The sequence below is a fragment of the Parvibium lacunae genome (assembly GCF_003335215.1).
Lineage (GTDB): Bacteria > Pseudomonadota > Gammaproteobacteria > Burkholderiales > Burkholderiaceae_D > Parvibium > Parvibium lacunae.
The window spans coordinates 49,280-63,861 of the sequence record NZ_QPGB01000001.1 but is presented as its reverse complement, the minus strand read 5'-3'; the positions used below and the strand labels follow the sequence as shown (position 1 = coordinate 63,861).

Below are 14,582 nucleotides of genomic sequence, written 5' to 3'. Positions count from 1 at the left end.
CATTGGGGCCGACCTGGTTTCGACGTGAATTGCAAAGCAAGTAGGGCATACCGAGGACCCGTCACCTCGTAAATCAATGGGAAAAAAGTAAACGCAAACGACGAACGTTTCGCTCTAGCCGCCTAATCCCGGCTGGACGCTGCACTGATTGGCCTCTGGGTCAGGTGGGGTAACTCACAGCAGCGTCATTCACAGAGGCTCGCTCCCCCTTGGGTTGCTTAAGGGTGAGCTAAATCTAAGGCAACTGGTTGTGTGTCGGCCTGCTGATTGGCTAAGCACACAATAAGATTCAAATAAACCAGCTAAGTATGTAGAACTATTTGTAGAGGATTGACGGACGCGGGTTCGATTCCCGCCGGCTCCACCAATAACAAACCCCAACCGTTATCGGTTGGGGTTTTTTCTTGCCCGATCGCGGCGGCTCCCGCTTACTGGTGCGGGTTACTGCGAACGCCTGCGGACTGCGCCAGCCGCCCGAATTGGCCGTTCCGGGACACACGCTCACTCCAGCGAGCTGTCGCACTTGCAGTTTGTCAGAAACTCGCATATATTTTCGTACATGAACACGACGATCAAGACCGCCGAGCTGATTCGCGAGCGCATCGAGGCGATGCCGATTGGGGAGCCTTTCACCCCGACGGCATTCCTTGAGTGCGGGACGCGTGCGTCCGTCGATCAGACTCTGTCGCGCCTCGTCAAGGCAGGGTCGGTCGAGCGAGTGACGCGCGGCGTCTTTGTGCGTCCTGAGGTCAGCCGTTTCGTCGGCAAGGTAATGCCTGAACCGCTGAAGGTGGCCGAGACCGTTGCCAAGGCCACTGGGGCGGTTGTCCAGATTCACGGTGCCGAAGCTGCGCGTCGGCTCGAACTGACCACTCAGGTTCCAACCCAATCTGTATTCGTGACATCGGGCCCGTCAAAGCGCATCCGCGTGGGCAAGATGGAAATCAGACTGCAGCACGTCTGTCAGCGCAAGCTGGCCCTAGCCGGCCGACCTGCGGGGCTCGCGCTTGCGGCAATGTGGTACCTCGGCAAAAAGGAAGTGACTCCAGCTCTCGTCGAGAAGATTCGGCGCAAGCTGGGATCGAGCGAGTTCGAGGTGCTGAAGTCAGCCACCAGCTCGATGCCTGCGTGGATGAGCGACGCCATCTTCCGAAACGAGCGGATGGCAGCTCATGCCTGAGTCCTTCCTGCATCTCAAACGAGAAGAGCAGTCCCAAATTTACCGGGCGCTTGCTCCGCAACTTGCACGCTCACCTGTTGTACTGGAAAAAGATGTATGGGTCTGCTGGGTGCTACAGACCCTGTTCACCATGCCCGATCGACTTCCGATGGCCTTCAAGGGCGGCACCTCACTATCCAAAGTTTTCGGAGCCATCGCACGCTTCTCCGAGGACGTAGACATCACCCTCGACTATCGAGGACTGGACGGAACCTTCGACCCATTTGCCGAAGGGGTCTCGCGCAATCGGCTGAAGAAGTTCAGCGAAGATCTCAAGTCCTTCGTACGCGACCATGCTCACGGTGTAGTGGTACCACACTTCCAGAAGATGCTGGCCACCGAGTTCAGCGCCGATGCATTCCGTCTTGAAATCAGCGATGACGGCGAGCAGTTGCGGGTGCACTACCCGACCGTGCTGGAGAAATCCGGAGACTACGTCGGTAACAGCGTCCTGATCGAGTTCGGTGGCCGCAACATCACCGAGCCGAATGAGGAGCATGTGGTGCGGCCTGACATTGCGGAACATGTCGCTGAACTCGAATTCCCGCAGCCGACGGTCAGTGTGCTGTCCCCAGCACGTACCTTCTGGGAGAAGGCGACGTTGATGCACGTCGAATGTCAGCGCGAAGAGTTCCGCACAGGCGCCGAACGTCTGTCTCGCCATTGGTACGACTTGGCGATGTTGGCCGACATTGAACATGGGCAAGCCGCTGTGGTCGATCGCACTCTGCTCGCAGACGTGGTCAAACACAAGAAGATCTTCTACAACGCGAGCTACGCCAACTACGACGCATGCCTGGCCGGGCAGCTCAAACTGATTCCGGAAGACACCGCACTAGCCGCGTTGCGCGATGACTTTCAGCGAATGATCGCTGCCGGCATGTTCATCGGCGAGCCTCCCGGCTTCGATGCCATCGTCGATCACCTGCGTGCGCTGGAAACAGCGATCAATAGGGATTGCCCTCGGTGCAATGATCTTGCACGAAATAGCCCCGGAAAGCGCTCGGTGGGGAACAGCGGAATATCCGCCCATTACAACGCACATCCAGGCAATCATATCCGGTAGCACGCTCGCCAAAGAGTCGCACTTCTGGCTCTTCAAGGCGTGCTTGCTGGTCGGGATATTTCGACAAGCACACCGACAGTTCCCGATGTATGCGCCGAGCACGCACGAGCGGGTGGAATAGCTGATAACTGACCTGCAGCCGTAGCATCAAACACCCACTATCACCGACAATTCAGTCGCGAACTGTAAGTCGAGATCGCTGCTCATCCCACAGCGCCGGAGGATCGACCGCCTGCTCGAACAGCGTAATGTGATTCGGCAATGCATCGTACAGGATGGCCGCCACGATGTCGGGTGCCAGCGTGGTCAGGTTGGCCTTCCGGAGCAAGAACCGCCTGGAAGCGCTGGCCTTGGGCGATATCATTGCAGCACTGCGTGCCTTCATGCTGCCTGTCATCAAGGCCGCCCATGACAACTCGGTGTTTTCAGAACAGTGGACAGCTGGAGGCCCCTGGTCACCTGCAAACGCGGGTTGATTTTCAGCGCGCAGCCGACTCACTCCCGCTGCTCATGGCGCGGCTCTGGGCGTCTGTAGACCTCAATGTACGGTGACGCGAAAAAATCTGCAGGACTGGGTTGCGACTGCGCGGGAACTGCACTGATTGGTCTCTGGGTCAGGTGGGGCAACCCACAGCAGCGTCATACACAGAGACTCGAACACGGCTGGGTTACTTAGTCAGGTTCTAAACTTAAGGTGACTGGTGTGTGGTCGGCCTGCCTCTCGGCTAAGCCACACATGAGATTCAAGTAGAGCGGCTAAGTATGTAGAACTGTTTGTAGAGGACTGACGGACGGGGGTTCGACTCCCCCCGGCTCCACCAATACATAAAAAACCAACCCTTATACGGTTGGTTTTTTTGCCTTCTCCCCTAGTCCTGATGCAGGTTTAGAAGAGGCCGATTGTGCTTGGAAGCTTCTGTAGCAATGGCAACTCGGTGCTGAGCGGCCACAAAAAACCGCTTGCCGGTGATTACTGGAGCTGAGCACTCTACCAAACGTCAGAGCCTCATTGGCTACCTAGAGCATGAGATCAATCGTCCAGATCGGGAACGTCCCAATCTGCCAGCCGCGCCTCACCAGTTTGGTAAAACTGTTTCACCAACTTCACGTATTCCAGAAAATCCCGGTTCTCTGTGGCCAGACGATTGACCATATCCCAATCGATTTCGTCACGCTCTCGGGCAGGAATCAGAACCTGGCTATCAGCAGGGTTTTCCACGTCCAGTTTGATGAAGCCGATGCCGTGGGCGGCAAACAGCATCCGCAGTTCCTTCAGCGTATCAGTGCCGCCGATTTCCGCCGCGACCAGATAGCCAAAATTGGCCCACGACGAGTTCGATACAGCCTGAAAAAAGCACTCGCGTACGTTCGAACGGTTGATCAGCCGCTTTACCTCGAATGACCACAGCTTGGTGCGTTTGTCGAAATATTCAGTCACGCAGTTGCGCACTTCGCGATGCCACTCCTTGCCCAAATCCTTCATGCCGACCACGTCCGGGTACAGCCAGCGGTTGCCGTTCGGCCCGCGTTTGTTGGACGAGCGCTTCTCATCGATGCGCTTGGAGAAAACCCCAAAATCCTCCGCCTCCCACAGGTATTGGGATAGCAGCGGATAGAGCGCATGTTCATCAATCTTCAAAGCACTTGCATCCGCAGCCGTTGACGTGCTCTCGCTTTCGGCCGCCGCCACTTCGGCGCTGTCCGAGCGCTCCGAGTAATAATACTTGCGCGGCCGTCCTTCAGTCGTTTTGAGTTCTGGATGCTTAGTTTGTATACGCGGACGCTGCGAGCTGATTTCTGCAACGAGCTGCTGCACCAGATCCGCATCAGACTTGATGTAATCGCCGCGGCTATTGGCCCGCTTTTCCTGGCATTCCTCTGGGTAAGTGGCGAACACCCACTCGGCAATCTGCCGTGCAGTTAATTTCTGCTCAGGCCGATCTTTCAAATAGCCGATGACGAGCTTTGCCAGATTTAATGCCATATCACTTCCTCCAAACCTCTGCCGCAAGCGGCAATTCATTTAACTCATCGCGTGCCTCTCGCCAGCTGGGGTAATGCTCTTCAAGGATGGCGATGAAGCGATCACTGTGCGTGGGCTCGATCAAATGAGCCATTTCATGCACGATGACGTACTCCAGCAAATCCTTAGGCTTTTTCACCAACTCCGTATTGAGGCGGATGTTTCCCTCTGCGTGATTGCAACTACCCCACTTGGTTTTCATCCGTTGCAGGAAGTAGCCTGAGACACTCACCTTGAGCTTTTGCTCCCACTTTTGGATTAGTGGCGGTACAACCTCGTGCAGCAACGACTTGTGCCACTCATGCATCACCTCCGCGCGCTTGTCTGCGCTGCAGCCAGGACGAACGATCAGGGTGATCCGCTTGTTGCTGAGGACGACTGAAGGCTTCACATCCTGGTAGTCCACCGTCATCAGGTAGCGACGCCCCCAAACGTGGTGGCTCTCGCGTTCAATGAACTGGCGTGGTGTTTCCCGCGCCTGACATTCCAGTTTTCTCTGCTGGTCACGAATCCAGACCAACTTGGAGATCGCGTAGGCACGCGCCACTTCAAGGCGAGTGTTGGTTGGGGCCGCGAGGGTTACACGTCCATCAGGCGGATGAACGGTAAGGTGGACATTCCTGATGTCCTTCCTGGTCACCGCTATTGAAATCTCGCCCAGTTGGATTGTCTCGTTCATCATCCAGTTACTCAATAAGCCGATTGGTTCTTGATGATTTCAAAAATGGCCTGCGTCGCCACCCGATCCCTCGACATGATCGGGAATAAGGCATTGAGTATCTGCTTCTCTTTAATTTCATCGCCTTTCCAATTTGCTGGTGCCTGCTCTCTCATTGCCTGATCAATTTTTAATGTCAATTGCAGGCGCCCGTTAGTGTAGTCAGCAGCTTCCTCCTGGAGCGTGTTTGGTGGTGCAGCATTTGCCAAAATACTCTCCAGGTTTCGGTAGAGTGCCGCCAATTGGGGTTTTGCGCCTAGCTCTGCGGGCAACCCTTCGCCATTGCACTTATGAGCCATCTTTTTCACCAACTCTTCGGCCTTCTGGAGAAATTTCTCGTAGGCAGCGGTGTCATCGCGCTTTTGCTTGATCAGGTCTTCGAGGAGCTTGGAGATCTCCTCGTAAAACTTCGGATCAGTCAGTTGATCCCGAATGATCGTCTTGCGGACGTTGTTGATGATGCCTTCTGCAATCGCATTCCTCGACAGCTTGCCCTTCTGGTTGAGCTTCTTGGCAATGGCATCATGAATGCCGGTTTCGATGATCAACTCGGTCAGCGAGAGCGAGCTCAGATTGCCCAAATTTTCAGCCGGGTCTGCTTGGATGTAGGTGTTGATGAGGTGGCGCATATCCGCCTCATAAGGCTTAATGTCCAACTCTTCACCTGAATGCTTCTTGATCGCCGTCCGGGTGTCGCTGTAGAACTCGATCTCTTTTTCGAGCGCAGCAATGTCAGCTGCTGAATATCCTGCTTCTTCGAGGTTCTGGGCAATTGCTGCATAGGCTCGCAGGAATGCGGCTGCCGACTTGTAGAACGAGATGCGCAGCGGCTCGGTGTTCAGCAACGCTTCTGGATCGTTGGCATCACCGCAGAAGTAGTGGAGGTACTGCTCCATCTCGCGGGGCATGGCCACCGGCTCACACAAGTAGCGCAGTGCTTCCCAGGCAGCATCGAGCTGCGCCTTACCTTCCTTCAGCCAGTTCTTCACGGTGATGTTGCCGTCATCGCCACCTTCGTCGATGTCCAGCTCGTCCGAGGTGTAAACGGCGATGGAATCCTGAACCTTCTCGAACAGCTCTTTGTAGTCGACGATGTGGCCATAGTCCTTGTCGTCGCCGTCAAGCCGATTTGTGCGGCAGATAGCTTGGAACAGGTTGTGATCGCGCAGCTCGTTGTCGAGGTAGATGTAGGTGCAGGAAGGCGCATCGAAACCGGTCAGCAGTTTGCTCACCACGATTAGCAGCTTCAGATTGGCAGGCTCATCGATGAAGCGCTGCTTGGTCTTGTCCTCGTAGTCCTTGGTGGTCTGATCTTTCTGCAGGACGTGCTGGGTGTAGGTGTCAAACTTGTAGCGCTCGTCGCTGTCCTTGGGCTCGCGCGAAATCGCGTTGTGGTTGGGCTCGTAGGACGTAATGATTCCGCAGTACTTGCCAAACGACGTGTTCTGGAACAACCGGAAGTAGTGGCAGGCGTCGTAGATGGAGGCTGCCACCAGAATGGCCGTGCCCCGGTCATTGTTCAGACGCGGCTGGACTCCGAAGTCGTGGATGATGTCGGCGATGATGCGCTGCTTGCGCTCACCGGCACTCATCAGCTCTTCCATCGTCGCCCAGCGCTTACGCAGAACCGAACGCTGAAAGTTGTTCAGCCCCTTGGTTTTCTGATCAAACCACGCATCGATAGCTTTCTTTGACGTCAGGCGCTGAGGCACATCGCGCGCTTCGTACTTCAGGTCAAGCACAACCTTGTCGGCCACCGCTTCATCGAACTTGTAGGTGTGGATGTAGGTGCCGAAAACCTCGCGGGTGGTCTGCTTGTCTTTGCGCAGCAGAGGCGTGCCGGTGAAACCGATGAAGATGGCGTTCTCCAGCCATCGCTTCATCTGCTTGTTCATGTCGCCGCCTTGCGTGCGGTGACATTCATCGACGAAGACGTAAACACGGCCCACCACCCTCGGAGGCTCGCCCTTCAGGTCGGTCGTATCAAACTTGTGGATCAGCGCACACATCAAGCGTGGCGTGGCTGCCCCTAGCTTTTCAACCAGTTCCGCGCGAGAGGTGATGCGCGGCGATGCCGCATCCTCGCCAATCACGCCTGCATTACGCATCACACCCACGATCTGCTTGTCCAACTCATCACGGTCGGTGATGACCAGAACGCGGGCGTGCGGGTCAAATTCCAGCAGCCACTTGGCAATCAGCACCATCAGAATGCTCTTGCCGCTGCCTTGGGTGTGCCAGATCACACCGCCTTCCTGCTGCCTCACCCGCTCCTGGGCCGCTTTCACGCCGTGGTATTGATGGACGCGAGGCACCTTCTTTTGCCCGCCATCGAAGATGATGAAGTTGCGGATCAGATCCAGCAGGCGCACCTTGTCAAACATCTGCGCCAGTGGAATGTCCAGAAGCGCACCTTCTGCCATTGTTGCTGAATGCTGCTCTGATGTGGCGGCGCCTTTATCCTTGCGCTCCTTCCACTCGACGAAAAATTTTTCAGGGGTGCCCGTGGTGCCGTAGCGCAAACCCTGCGAGTCGCTTCCCGCCAGCACCAACTGCACCGTGCTGAAAAATCCTTTGTTGAAAATCTCTTCCTGGTTGGTGATGAGCTGACGAACACCGTCGGCCACCTCCACCGAACTGCGTTTCAACTCAATGACGGCGACCGCGATGCCATTGATGTAAACGACCAGATCGGGCCGCCGCTCGTAGCCGCCGCGCAAGGTGACCTCTTCGGCCAAGCCAAAGTCGTTTTTGCCAGGGGTTTCCCAGTCGATTAGGTGTACGGTCTCATGCGCCTGCCCGGTTGCAATCTGTACAGGTACACCATAGCGCAGCAGCTGGTAGGTTCGCAGATTGGCTTGATACAGGGTGATGCCGGTGGAGTCGGCGGCGGTCAGGAGCTTTTGCAGCGCAGCAGAAATGTGCGCATCGGAATAACCACGCTTCTTGAGGTTGCCGCGCAAAAAATCTGCTTCGATGCAGCGGTTATTGTCGCGTTTACTCCACTCACCCAGGTGATCAAATCCAAGGCAGTCAGGGCGACTTTCATCAGTAAACAGAGCGGCAACACGGTTCTGCGTCTTGCGCTCAGAGCGGGTTATGGGCGATTTCATGAGATCAGAATCCATGCTGTTACCTAAACAACAGTCTGCACCGAGTTGGCTAGCCGCTTTTCTTTACTGATGAGTGTGGTGTAAAAGCGCTGCTCGATACCGTAAACAAGCTGCTTCAAGTCATCATCTTTGCAGATGGTGAATTTTCCAGTGACCGCATCGTAAGTCAGCGTGTTCTCACAATAGTCACTGATATATGGAATCAATGAATTCCTATCCTCCTGTGACATGGTGCTTAACGTCGTCATTGCCAAACCAATACGCTTACGGTTTGGCTTGGAAACATCATCAACGCCGTAATTTTCCAATTTTATAAATGACTCTGACAAGAATTTGGTGACCTCTTCCTTTGTAGCCTCCTTGAAAAGTACGTCTATCCCCTTGAAGATGCTAGCTATTCCCGCAAGGTCGCGAAATACTAGGGTGTCGGAGTCTTTTAGGTAAATTGCGTCGGGCAACGGCTTGACGACCAGGCGATTTTCGGGGTTCTCAATTTTTGCCACTTCACCAAAAATGATAGATTTCCGCATAATAAATAGCGACGGTGAAACTTTCTGGAAATAGAAGTTACCACCTTGGATGGCAAGCAGATATGCGATTTCCGAGAACCTCTCTTTTTTCAGATCGTCATAATCTTTAGTATCAAAGTCCTTTTTGAGAATATCCAAGCAAAAATCATAACCTTTAAAGCCCTCAATCTTGAACCAAGAGTCTTCATCCAAATTGTGATCTGGGCTATAGGCAACGCAAGAATCTACACTTACGCTCACACCTTCATACAGCGTGTGGTCTGAGATGAGCTTAAAAAATGGCTTTTTACGCAGATTTTTAACCCTCGCAAAGACGTGATCCATGCCTAATCCTTCTCAATGAACGTATAGTTGTTGATACGGTACGCCGTGGCGATCTCAATATCGCCTGGCTGCTTATACTGATGACGGCTAATCAGGAATATCGCTGTTCCGTTTTTGGTTTTGATGTTATAGAACTCATAGCCAAACAACAGGAACAAGGGATTGAAGTAGAGCGCCTGCGATAGAAATGTAAACACAAAAAGGACGACATACACAAACCACATAACCTCCCAATTGCTGATGCCAAGCGCGACAAAGAAATAGCCAAGATAACTAGGAAGAAAGCTATTGTTCGCGTGTTCAATGCTTTCAACTTCACCTTTCTTGAACTCATCCTTGCCAAGGCGTGAACTGGAAAAGATGCTAATACCCGTCAGTGCAATAGGAACGCCAAGGTAAACTGCATACGAAATCCAGCCAGGAAGGTTGAACTGGGTAAGAGCGGGAATGAATTTCTCCAGAGTTTGACGATTTTGAACGAGAAAGATAATGAGAAGGAGCGATGTGGCATTGAATGTCAGCAGTAGACGAAAGACGAAATTAACCATCACATCCTCCCTCAACCAGTCTCGTTTTACCAGTCAGAAGTTCCTGCATCATGGCTTGCTTGATGTTGCGGGTTTTATCGTGGCGAGATTCGAGTACGGACAGCTCGGCGTCCATTTCGGACAGGACTGTGGCGATGGCAGTTTGTTCGGCTTTCGTGCTTGGGAGTCGGACTTCATACGCTGCAAGCTGTGTCTTTCCGATTTCAAGGAAAGTGCTTCCACCACATAGAGCGATTAATCCCTGCTTTTGCGTTCCAAGCAGGTAATAGAGAAAGTCCACATCAGTTTTCACAAACGGAATGAAGTTTTTGAAACCTTGATTCGTTGAGAGCGGGACAGCATTGATGGCACATTCACCGATAGTTGCCCGCGATGTCATAACGACTGATTTCGCTGGAATCATTTCAGCCGAGCTTGCATTAAGCCCAAGCGGCGTGATCAGACGCGAGGTTTCGCGAAGATATTTGTGCCCGTTAAGTGCAGTGATATCCGTTGGTGTGCACCAAGGAATATCCCCATCCCAGAAGCTAGGTTCGCCCGTACTTGGTGTGCCGCCACTTCGAATTTCAGCAAGCTCATCCAGCCGCTTCACCTCCCATTCACCGCTAAACCCCGGCAACCGAGTCTGGCCGGTGAGTAACTGTTGGATGGCCGCCTGCTTAAGGTCTCGCTTCTTGGCGATTACTTGGTCAAGGGTGGCGAGCAAAGCTTCGACATCGCTCAAGGCTTGGGCGATGGCTTCCTGCTCAGGGAGTTGTGGAAGAGGAATGGGGAGCTGAGAATATTCGTTACCATTGATGCCCGGCTGTCCGCTGCGCATCGACATCAATCGTACCCAACGCCAGTAGTTGCCGGTTGTTACATAGGCAGCAGCGAAGGCAGGAAGTAGCTTATTGGCATCAGGCCTAACTCGAATCAGAAAGCCCGCAAAAACCAGTGCCCCGTCGTTCGGGTTGTATCTATAAGACTTTCCAACACTTGCGCCCGTCCTTGCAAAAACAATATCGCCATCGCTCAAGTAGTAGTTGCCGGCTTGTTCTGACTTAACGGATACCAACTTTTCTGGCGAAAATCGGCCGTCTTCGCTAATGTCTGTAATACGAATATAGGCCGGCAGTGCATCGGAGTACGGAGCAGCAGCAGCGTTGATTCCGTAGCTGGGGCGACCAACTAAACATTCGCCAAGCGGCAAGACGTCCCAATCTTCTGGTATCACGCCCACATCGCTATGCTTGTAACCGGGCATCAGTTCCATACCGCCCCCATCTTTTTCAGATGCTCATCCACCCGCGCTGAAAGTGTTGCGAGATCTTTGGTCAGCGTCGGCAGCGGCGTGGCATAGCGTTCCGCAAGCTGGCGGATGCGACTGGTAAGGGTTTGAGAAACCCGATCCAGCTCGCCTTGCACGGCATCGGCCAAGGTCGCCAACCATTTGTCGTCCACTACAAGCTGCTTGATCTCGTCCTCGGTCAGCTTGGGGTACTTGGCATCCAGCTTGGCCTCAAGGTCATCCTGCGCCGCTTTCAGCTTGGCCTTGATATCGGTTTGCTTGTCGAGCAAGGCGGCGTAGTCCTGCAGCGCCTTGCGCTCGTCGGCGTAGTCAGGATCTTTGCCGATCTCCTTCAGGCGGGCTTTGACAGCCTTAGCCGTGATCTTCTGCTTGTCGCCTTCGCCTTCAATGACCTCGGCGAGCAACCCTTCTTCGCCGCTGTTCTCTTCCATCATCTCCTGAAGTTGTTGCTCGACATCTGCCAGCTTGGCCTCCAGCGCTTCAATGGCGTCGTGCTCAACGGTGAAGTAACGGGCGATCAGAATTGGCGCGGGAATCAGGTCGGATTTGAAGCGGCGCTTGCCTTTCTTGTAGTCATGCGCTTCGGGCCACGCCAGTTTGCCGTCCTTGTTCTTGACTTGAAGAATTTCACGCGGCTGTGCCCCAGCCTGCCAGCCTGCGTCGGCAATCAGGTAGCAGTCGTCTTGCATCGTCTCGGCCCAGTAATCCATGAGGTGTTGGTACACGTCATAGGCATTGACGAGCGGCGTCGGCTTGAATCGGGCAAGCAAATCCTCGGACAGTGCCTCGATCAGTTGCTTTGGGTGGCCGTTTTTCGCAAAGCCCTTTAGCTGCGGCGTGCTGGCTTGCTTCCAATCCGCAAACACCTGGGTGGCTGTCTGATTAAATGCAGTGAACTCAGGATGCACAAAGATGGTAGTCTTCACCTCGGCGATGGGCAGTTTCAACTGTGCATAACCAGCGCGCCCGGCTGACTCGAACAGGGCGTTGCGCACACCGGGGATCACCTTCCAATAGTCGCTCAACGCATTCAGGTCACGCTCTGGAATCCCGCCACGCAAGTGGCCATCGATGTCCTGGATGTCTTCAGGTTCGGTGCTGTCGATGTAGCGTGGCAGGTTGAGGTTGTAGTCGTTCTTGGGGTCTGCGATCTCGGTCAGCGGCACCATGCGCGAGTAGCGTGGCAACTCTGCCAACTTGGTGAAGGCATCGACGATCTTGTGAATGTCCTGCTCACGCAGGCGGTTCTTGGCACCGTCCTTGATGAAGCCCTTGGAGGCGTCGATCATGAAGATGCCTTTGCGTGCTGAAGCGTTTTCCTTGTCCAGCACCAGGATGCAGGCGGGGATGCCCGTGCCGTAGAACAGGTTGCCCGGCAGGCCAATGATCCCTTTGAGGATGCCCGACCGCACCAGCTTCTCGCGGATGACAGCCTCGGCATTGCCCCGGAAAAGAACACCGTGAGGGAGAATGCAGGCGCCTTTGCCAGTGCTCTTCATTGAGCGAATGATGTGCAGCAGGTAAGCGTAGTCGCCTTGCTTTTTCGGCGGTTCGCCCCAAGCAAAACGCTGGTGAGCATCGCTGGCAGGGGTCAGGCCGGTGCTCCAGGTCTTGTCTGAAAACGGCGGATTGGCGACGACGTAGTCATAGGTACGCAGCGCCTCGCCATCCTTGAACTTCGGCGAGGCCAGCGTGTTGCCCTGCAGGATGTTGGCGGTTGGAAAGTCGTGCAGGATCATGTTCATACGGGCAAGACCAGCAGTGGTCACGTCCATTTCCTGCCCTTCCAACGTGATGTGCTTGCCAGCCTCGGCGGCCACCTTGAGCAGCAAGGAGCCAGAGCCGCAGGTGGGGTCATACGCGGTGGTCGAGGCCACTGCATTGGCAGGGGAGATGCCCACGACCTTGGCCATGATGCGACTGACCTCGGATGGCGTATAGAACTGGCCTTTGCTCTTGCCGCTCTGCGAGGCAAAGTGCCGCATCAGGTATTCGTAGGCATCGCCCAGAATGTCGTCGTTCTCAGCTCGGTTCTTCGAGAAATCCAACTCGGGCTTTTGGAAGATGCCGATCAGGTTGCTGAGGCGATCCACCATCGCCTGACCTTCACCGAGCTTGTTCGGGTCGTTGAAATCGGGGAAGTCGCTGCGTGCAAGGCGCGAATTTGCGTCGATCAGGGGCTGAATGACCTGCGTGTTGATCTTGTCGCCAATATCGCTCTTGCCCTTGAGGGCAACCATGTCCTTGAAGCTGGCTCCGGGCGGAATGGTGACTGGCGGGGCAAAGTCATCAGAGTCGCCGTACTTGTCCGAGACGTACTTGATGAACAGCATGAACAGGACGTAGTCCTTGTACTGGCTGGCATCCATGCCGCCGCGCAGTTCATCGCATGACGCCCAGAGAGATGAGTAAAGGTCTGATTTCTTGATGGCCATTTGTGATCCTATTTCCGTGTTGTGCTGGTCGCCGGGGCGCGGTAGCCGGGCGCGAGCTTTGCGTTTTCGACGCCATACAAGGCCAGCGGGTCGCTGAGCCAAAGGCGGTACTGTTCTTCTGTGAGGCTGTGGTTTGGTGAAGCATCAACGCTCCAGCGCAGCAGCATGTAGCCCGCCACCGCCGCGCGAACGCGCATCCGGATCGAGCCGTCAGTCATCCCATAGTCCATCTTGATGATCTCGGGGCGGGCGAGGCGCGGGTGCGGCACGAAGTCCAGCTCGATAATGCGTGTCCATTGGATGTCGTTGTCTGGCCGTTCGTTGGCCTGCGGCTCTTCATCAAGAAGGGTCGGCGCTTCGATGCGCGTGACGACGAAGTCCCGGAACTCGCTGCTCTTGCGATCAAAGGCTCGGACATGCCAACGTAGGCCGGTGTCCACCAGCGCAAACGGCACGATGACTCTTTCGGACTCGCCACTGCTCATGGAGTGGTAGCGAATGGCGACTGGCCGCTTGGCGTGTATCGCTCGGCAGATCGGAGCTAACACATCCATCCTGGGGTTGCTTAGGGCAGTGGGTGACTCGCAAGGCAGCAGCGACTGCAGGAGGTTCGCCGGGCCGCTCACGCCATCGCCGAAGCCCAGAGCCAATGCGGACAGCACGCGCTGGAGGGCGTGGTCAAATAGCGGCGAGAACATTTTGCCGATGCGGTAGATCTTATTGCTGCCGTCAAACTCAATATTCTGCGGCGCGATTTCCCGGTACAGTGCCAAATCGCGTGTGGCCCCTGCCGGCGCCACACCAAACCGTTCTATCAGGTCAGGGCGGCCAATCTCACCGAAGAAGTACAGACGGAAATCTATATAGGCCAGCCGATCGCGCTGGGCGTGGCTCAGCGTCTCTATGCGTTGGAGGGGCATGGCTAAAAATTCCTCATGAACGAGAGGCGACCGAAAGGCGACAGAAATCGGATTGTTTTTTCATCACCCAGCAATATCTAATCAAATTGATTAGATTATCCGCTACTGCTTGTGCCCAAGCAAGAAAACGTTGTGGGGGTGTTGCACATTGCCACGCTGTGCAGGCCCGTCTCGCTAGGCAAGCTATAGATTTGCGGAACTATTCACCGCAATTTCTGCGGATATTGTTGCCGTTATTCTCCGCAACAGAGCATGCGCACTGCTGTCATGTATACCCTGCCAAATCGGCGCAAGTGGGGGTCGGTTTGGCTCTGAGACCTAAATATATTTCCCGTTCGGGAAATATATAGTCAAAACCCAGCCTAACCGTATAAAAATTCCCGATCGGGAAATAT

General features: G+C 54.7%; 11 protein-coding genes and 2 other RNA genes. 4 read left to right on the top strand and 9 right to left on the bottom strand.

Annotated elements, in window-relative coordinates; all coding sequences use genetic code 11:
- Positions 1-4 precede the first annotated feature (4 nt).
- The 3 genes from ssrA (DU000_RS00305) to DU000_RS00295 all read left to right on the top strand — a co-directional run bounded on the left by ssrA (DU000_RS00305) (position 5) and on the right by DU000_RS00295 (position 2,285).
- Positions 5-367: a transfer-messenger RNA gene (gene ssrA / locus DU000_RS00305) on the top strand.
- Positions 368-559: 192 nt separating this feature from the next.
- Positions 560-1,180 carry a DUF6088 family protein gene (locus DU000_RS00300; RefSeq protein WP_114401383.1) on the top strand — a complete coding sequence of 207 codons (621 nt, stop codon included), beginning with the start codon at positions 560-562 and terminating at the stop codon, positions 1,178-1,180.
- Positions 1,173-2,285, top strand: coding sequence for a nucleotidyl transferase AbiEii/AbiGii toxin family protein (locus tag DU000_RS00295; protein WP_205073988.1), 1,113 nt, complete (start codon positions 1,173-1,175; stop codon positions 2,283-2,285). The genes DU000_RS00300 and DU000_RS00295 overlap by 8 nt, the downstream gene beginning before the upstream one ends.
- Before the next feature lie 172 nt (positions 2,286-2,457).
- On the opposite strand, the gene DU000_RS00285 is transcribed toward DU000_RS00295, so the two are convergent.
- Positions 2,458-2,670: a hypothetical protein gene (locus DU000_RS00285; RefSeq protein ID WP_240001745.1), complete on the bottom strand. Its 213-nt coding sequence runs from the start codon at positions 2,668-2,670 to the stop codon at positions 2,458-2,460.
- Positions 2,671-2,771: 101 nt separating this feature from the next.
- Between DU000_RS00285 and ssrA (DU000_RS00280) the strand changes: the two genes are divergently transcribed.
- Positions 2,772-3,106, top strand: a transfer-messenger RNA (tmRNA) gene (ssrA, locus tag DU000_RS00280).
- A gap of 209 nt (positions 3,107-3,315) precedes the next feature.
- Here ssrA (DU000_RS00280) and DU000_RS00275 read toward each other — a convergent pair.
- From DU000_RS00275 to DU000_RS00240, 8 genes are read right to left on the bottom strand one after another with little or no spacing between them, the layout of a single operon-like run.
- Entirely contained in the window at positions 3,316-4,269 is a 954-nt protein-coding gene (locus tag DU000_RS00275; RefSeq protein WP_114401382.1) for a COG2958 family protein, read from the bottom strand.
- A 1-nt stretch (position 4,270) separates the two neighbouring features.
- A complete protein-coding gene (locus DU000_RS00270; RefSeq protein WP_240001744.1) occupies positions 4,271-4,990 on the bottom strand; it encodes a M48 family metallopeptidase in 720 nt (239 codons plus the stop codon).
- An 8-nt stretch (positions 4,991-4,998) separates the two neighbouring features.
- Positions 4,999-8,154, bottom strand: a complete 3,156-nt coding sequence (locus DU000_RS00265; protein WP_240001743.1) for a type I restriction endonuclease subunit R — start codon at positions 8,152-8,154, stop codon at positions 4,999-5,001.
- A gap of 8 nt (positions 8,155-8,162) precedes the next feature.
- On the bottom strand, positions 8,163-8,993 hold the full coding sequence (locus tag DU000_RS00260) for an ATP F0F1 synthase synthase (RefSeq protein ID WP_114401381.1): 831 nt from the start codon (positions 8,991-8,993) through the stop codon (positions 8,163-8,165).
- A 2-nt stretch (positions 8,994-8,995) separates the two neighbouring features.
- Positions 8,996-9,541 (bottom strand): hypothetical protein, encoded by a 546-nt coding sequence (locus DU000_RS00255; protein ID WP_114401380.1) that lies wholly within the window; start codon positions 9,539-9,541, stop codon positions 8,996-8,998.
- Positions 9,534-10,796 carry a restriction endonuclease subunit S gene (locus DU000_RS00250; RefSeq protein WP_114401379.1) on the bottom strand — a complete coding sequence of 421 codons (1,263 nt, stop codon included), beginning with the start codon at positions 10,794-10,796 and terminating at the stop codon, positions 9,534-9,536. The genes DU000_RS00255 and DU000_RS00250 overlap by 8 nt, the downstream gene beginning before the upstream one ends.
- Positions 10,787-13,267: a type I restriction-modification system subunit M gene (locus DU000_RS00245; protein WP_114401378.1), complete on the bottom strand. Its 2,481-nt coding sequence runs from the start codon at positions 13,265-13,267 to the stop codon at positions 10,787-10,789. The genes DU000_RS00250 and DU000_RS00245 overlap by 10 nt, the downstream gene beginning before the upstream one ends.
- Before the next feature lie 8 nt (positions 13,268-13,275).
- Positions 13,276-14,187, bottom strand: a complete 912-nt coding sequence (locus DU000_RS00240) for a helix-turn-helix transcriptional regulator (protein WP_114401377.1) — start codon at positions 14,185-14,187, stop codon at positions 13,276-13,278.
- Positions 14,188-14,582 lie beyond the last annotated feature (395 nt).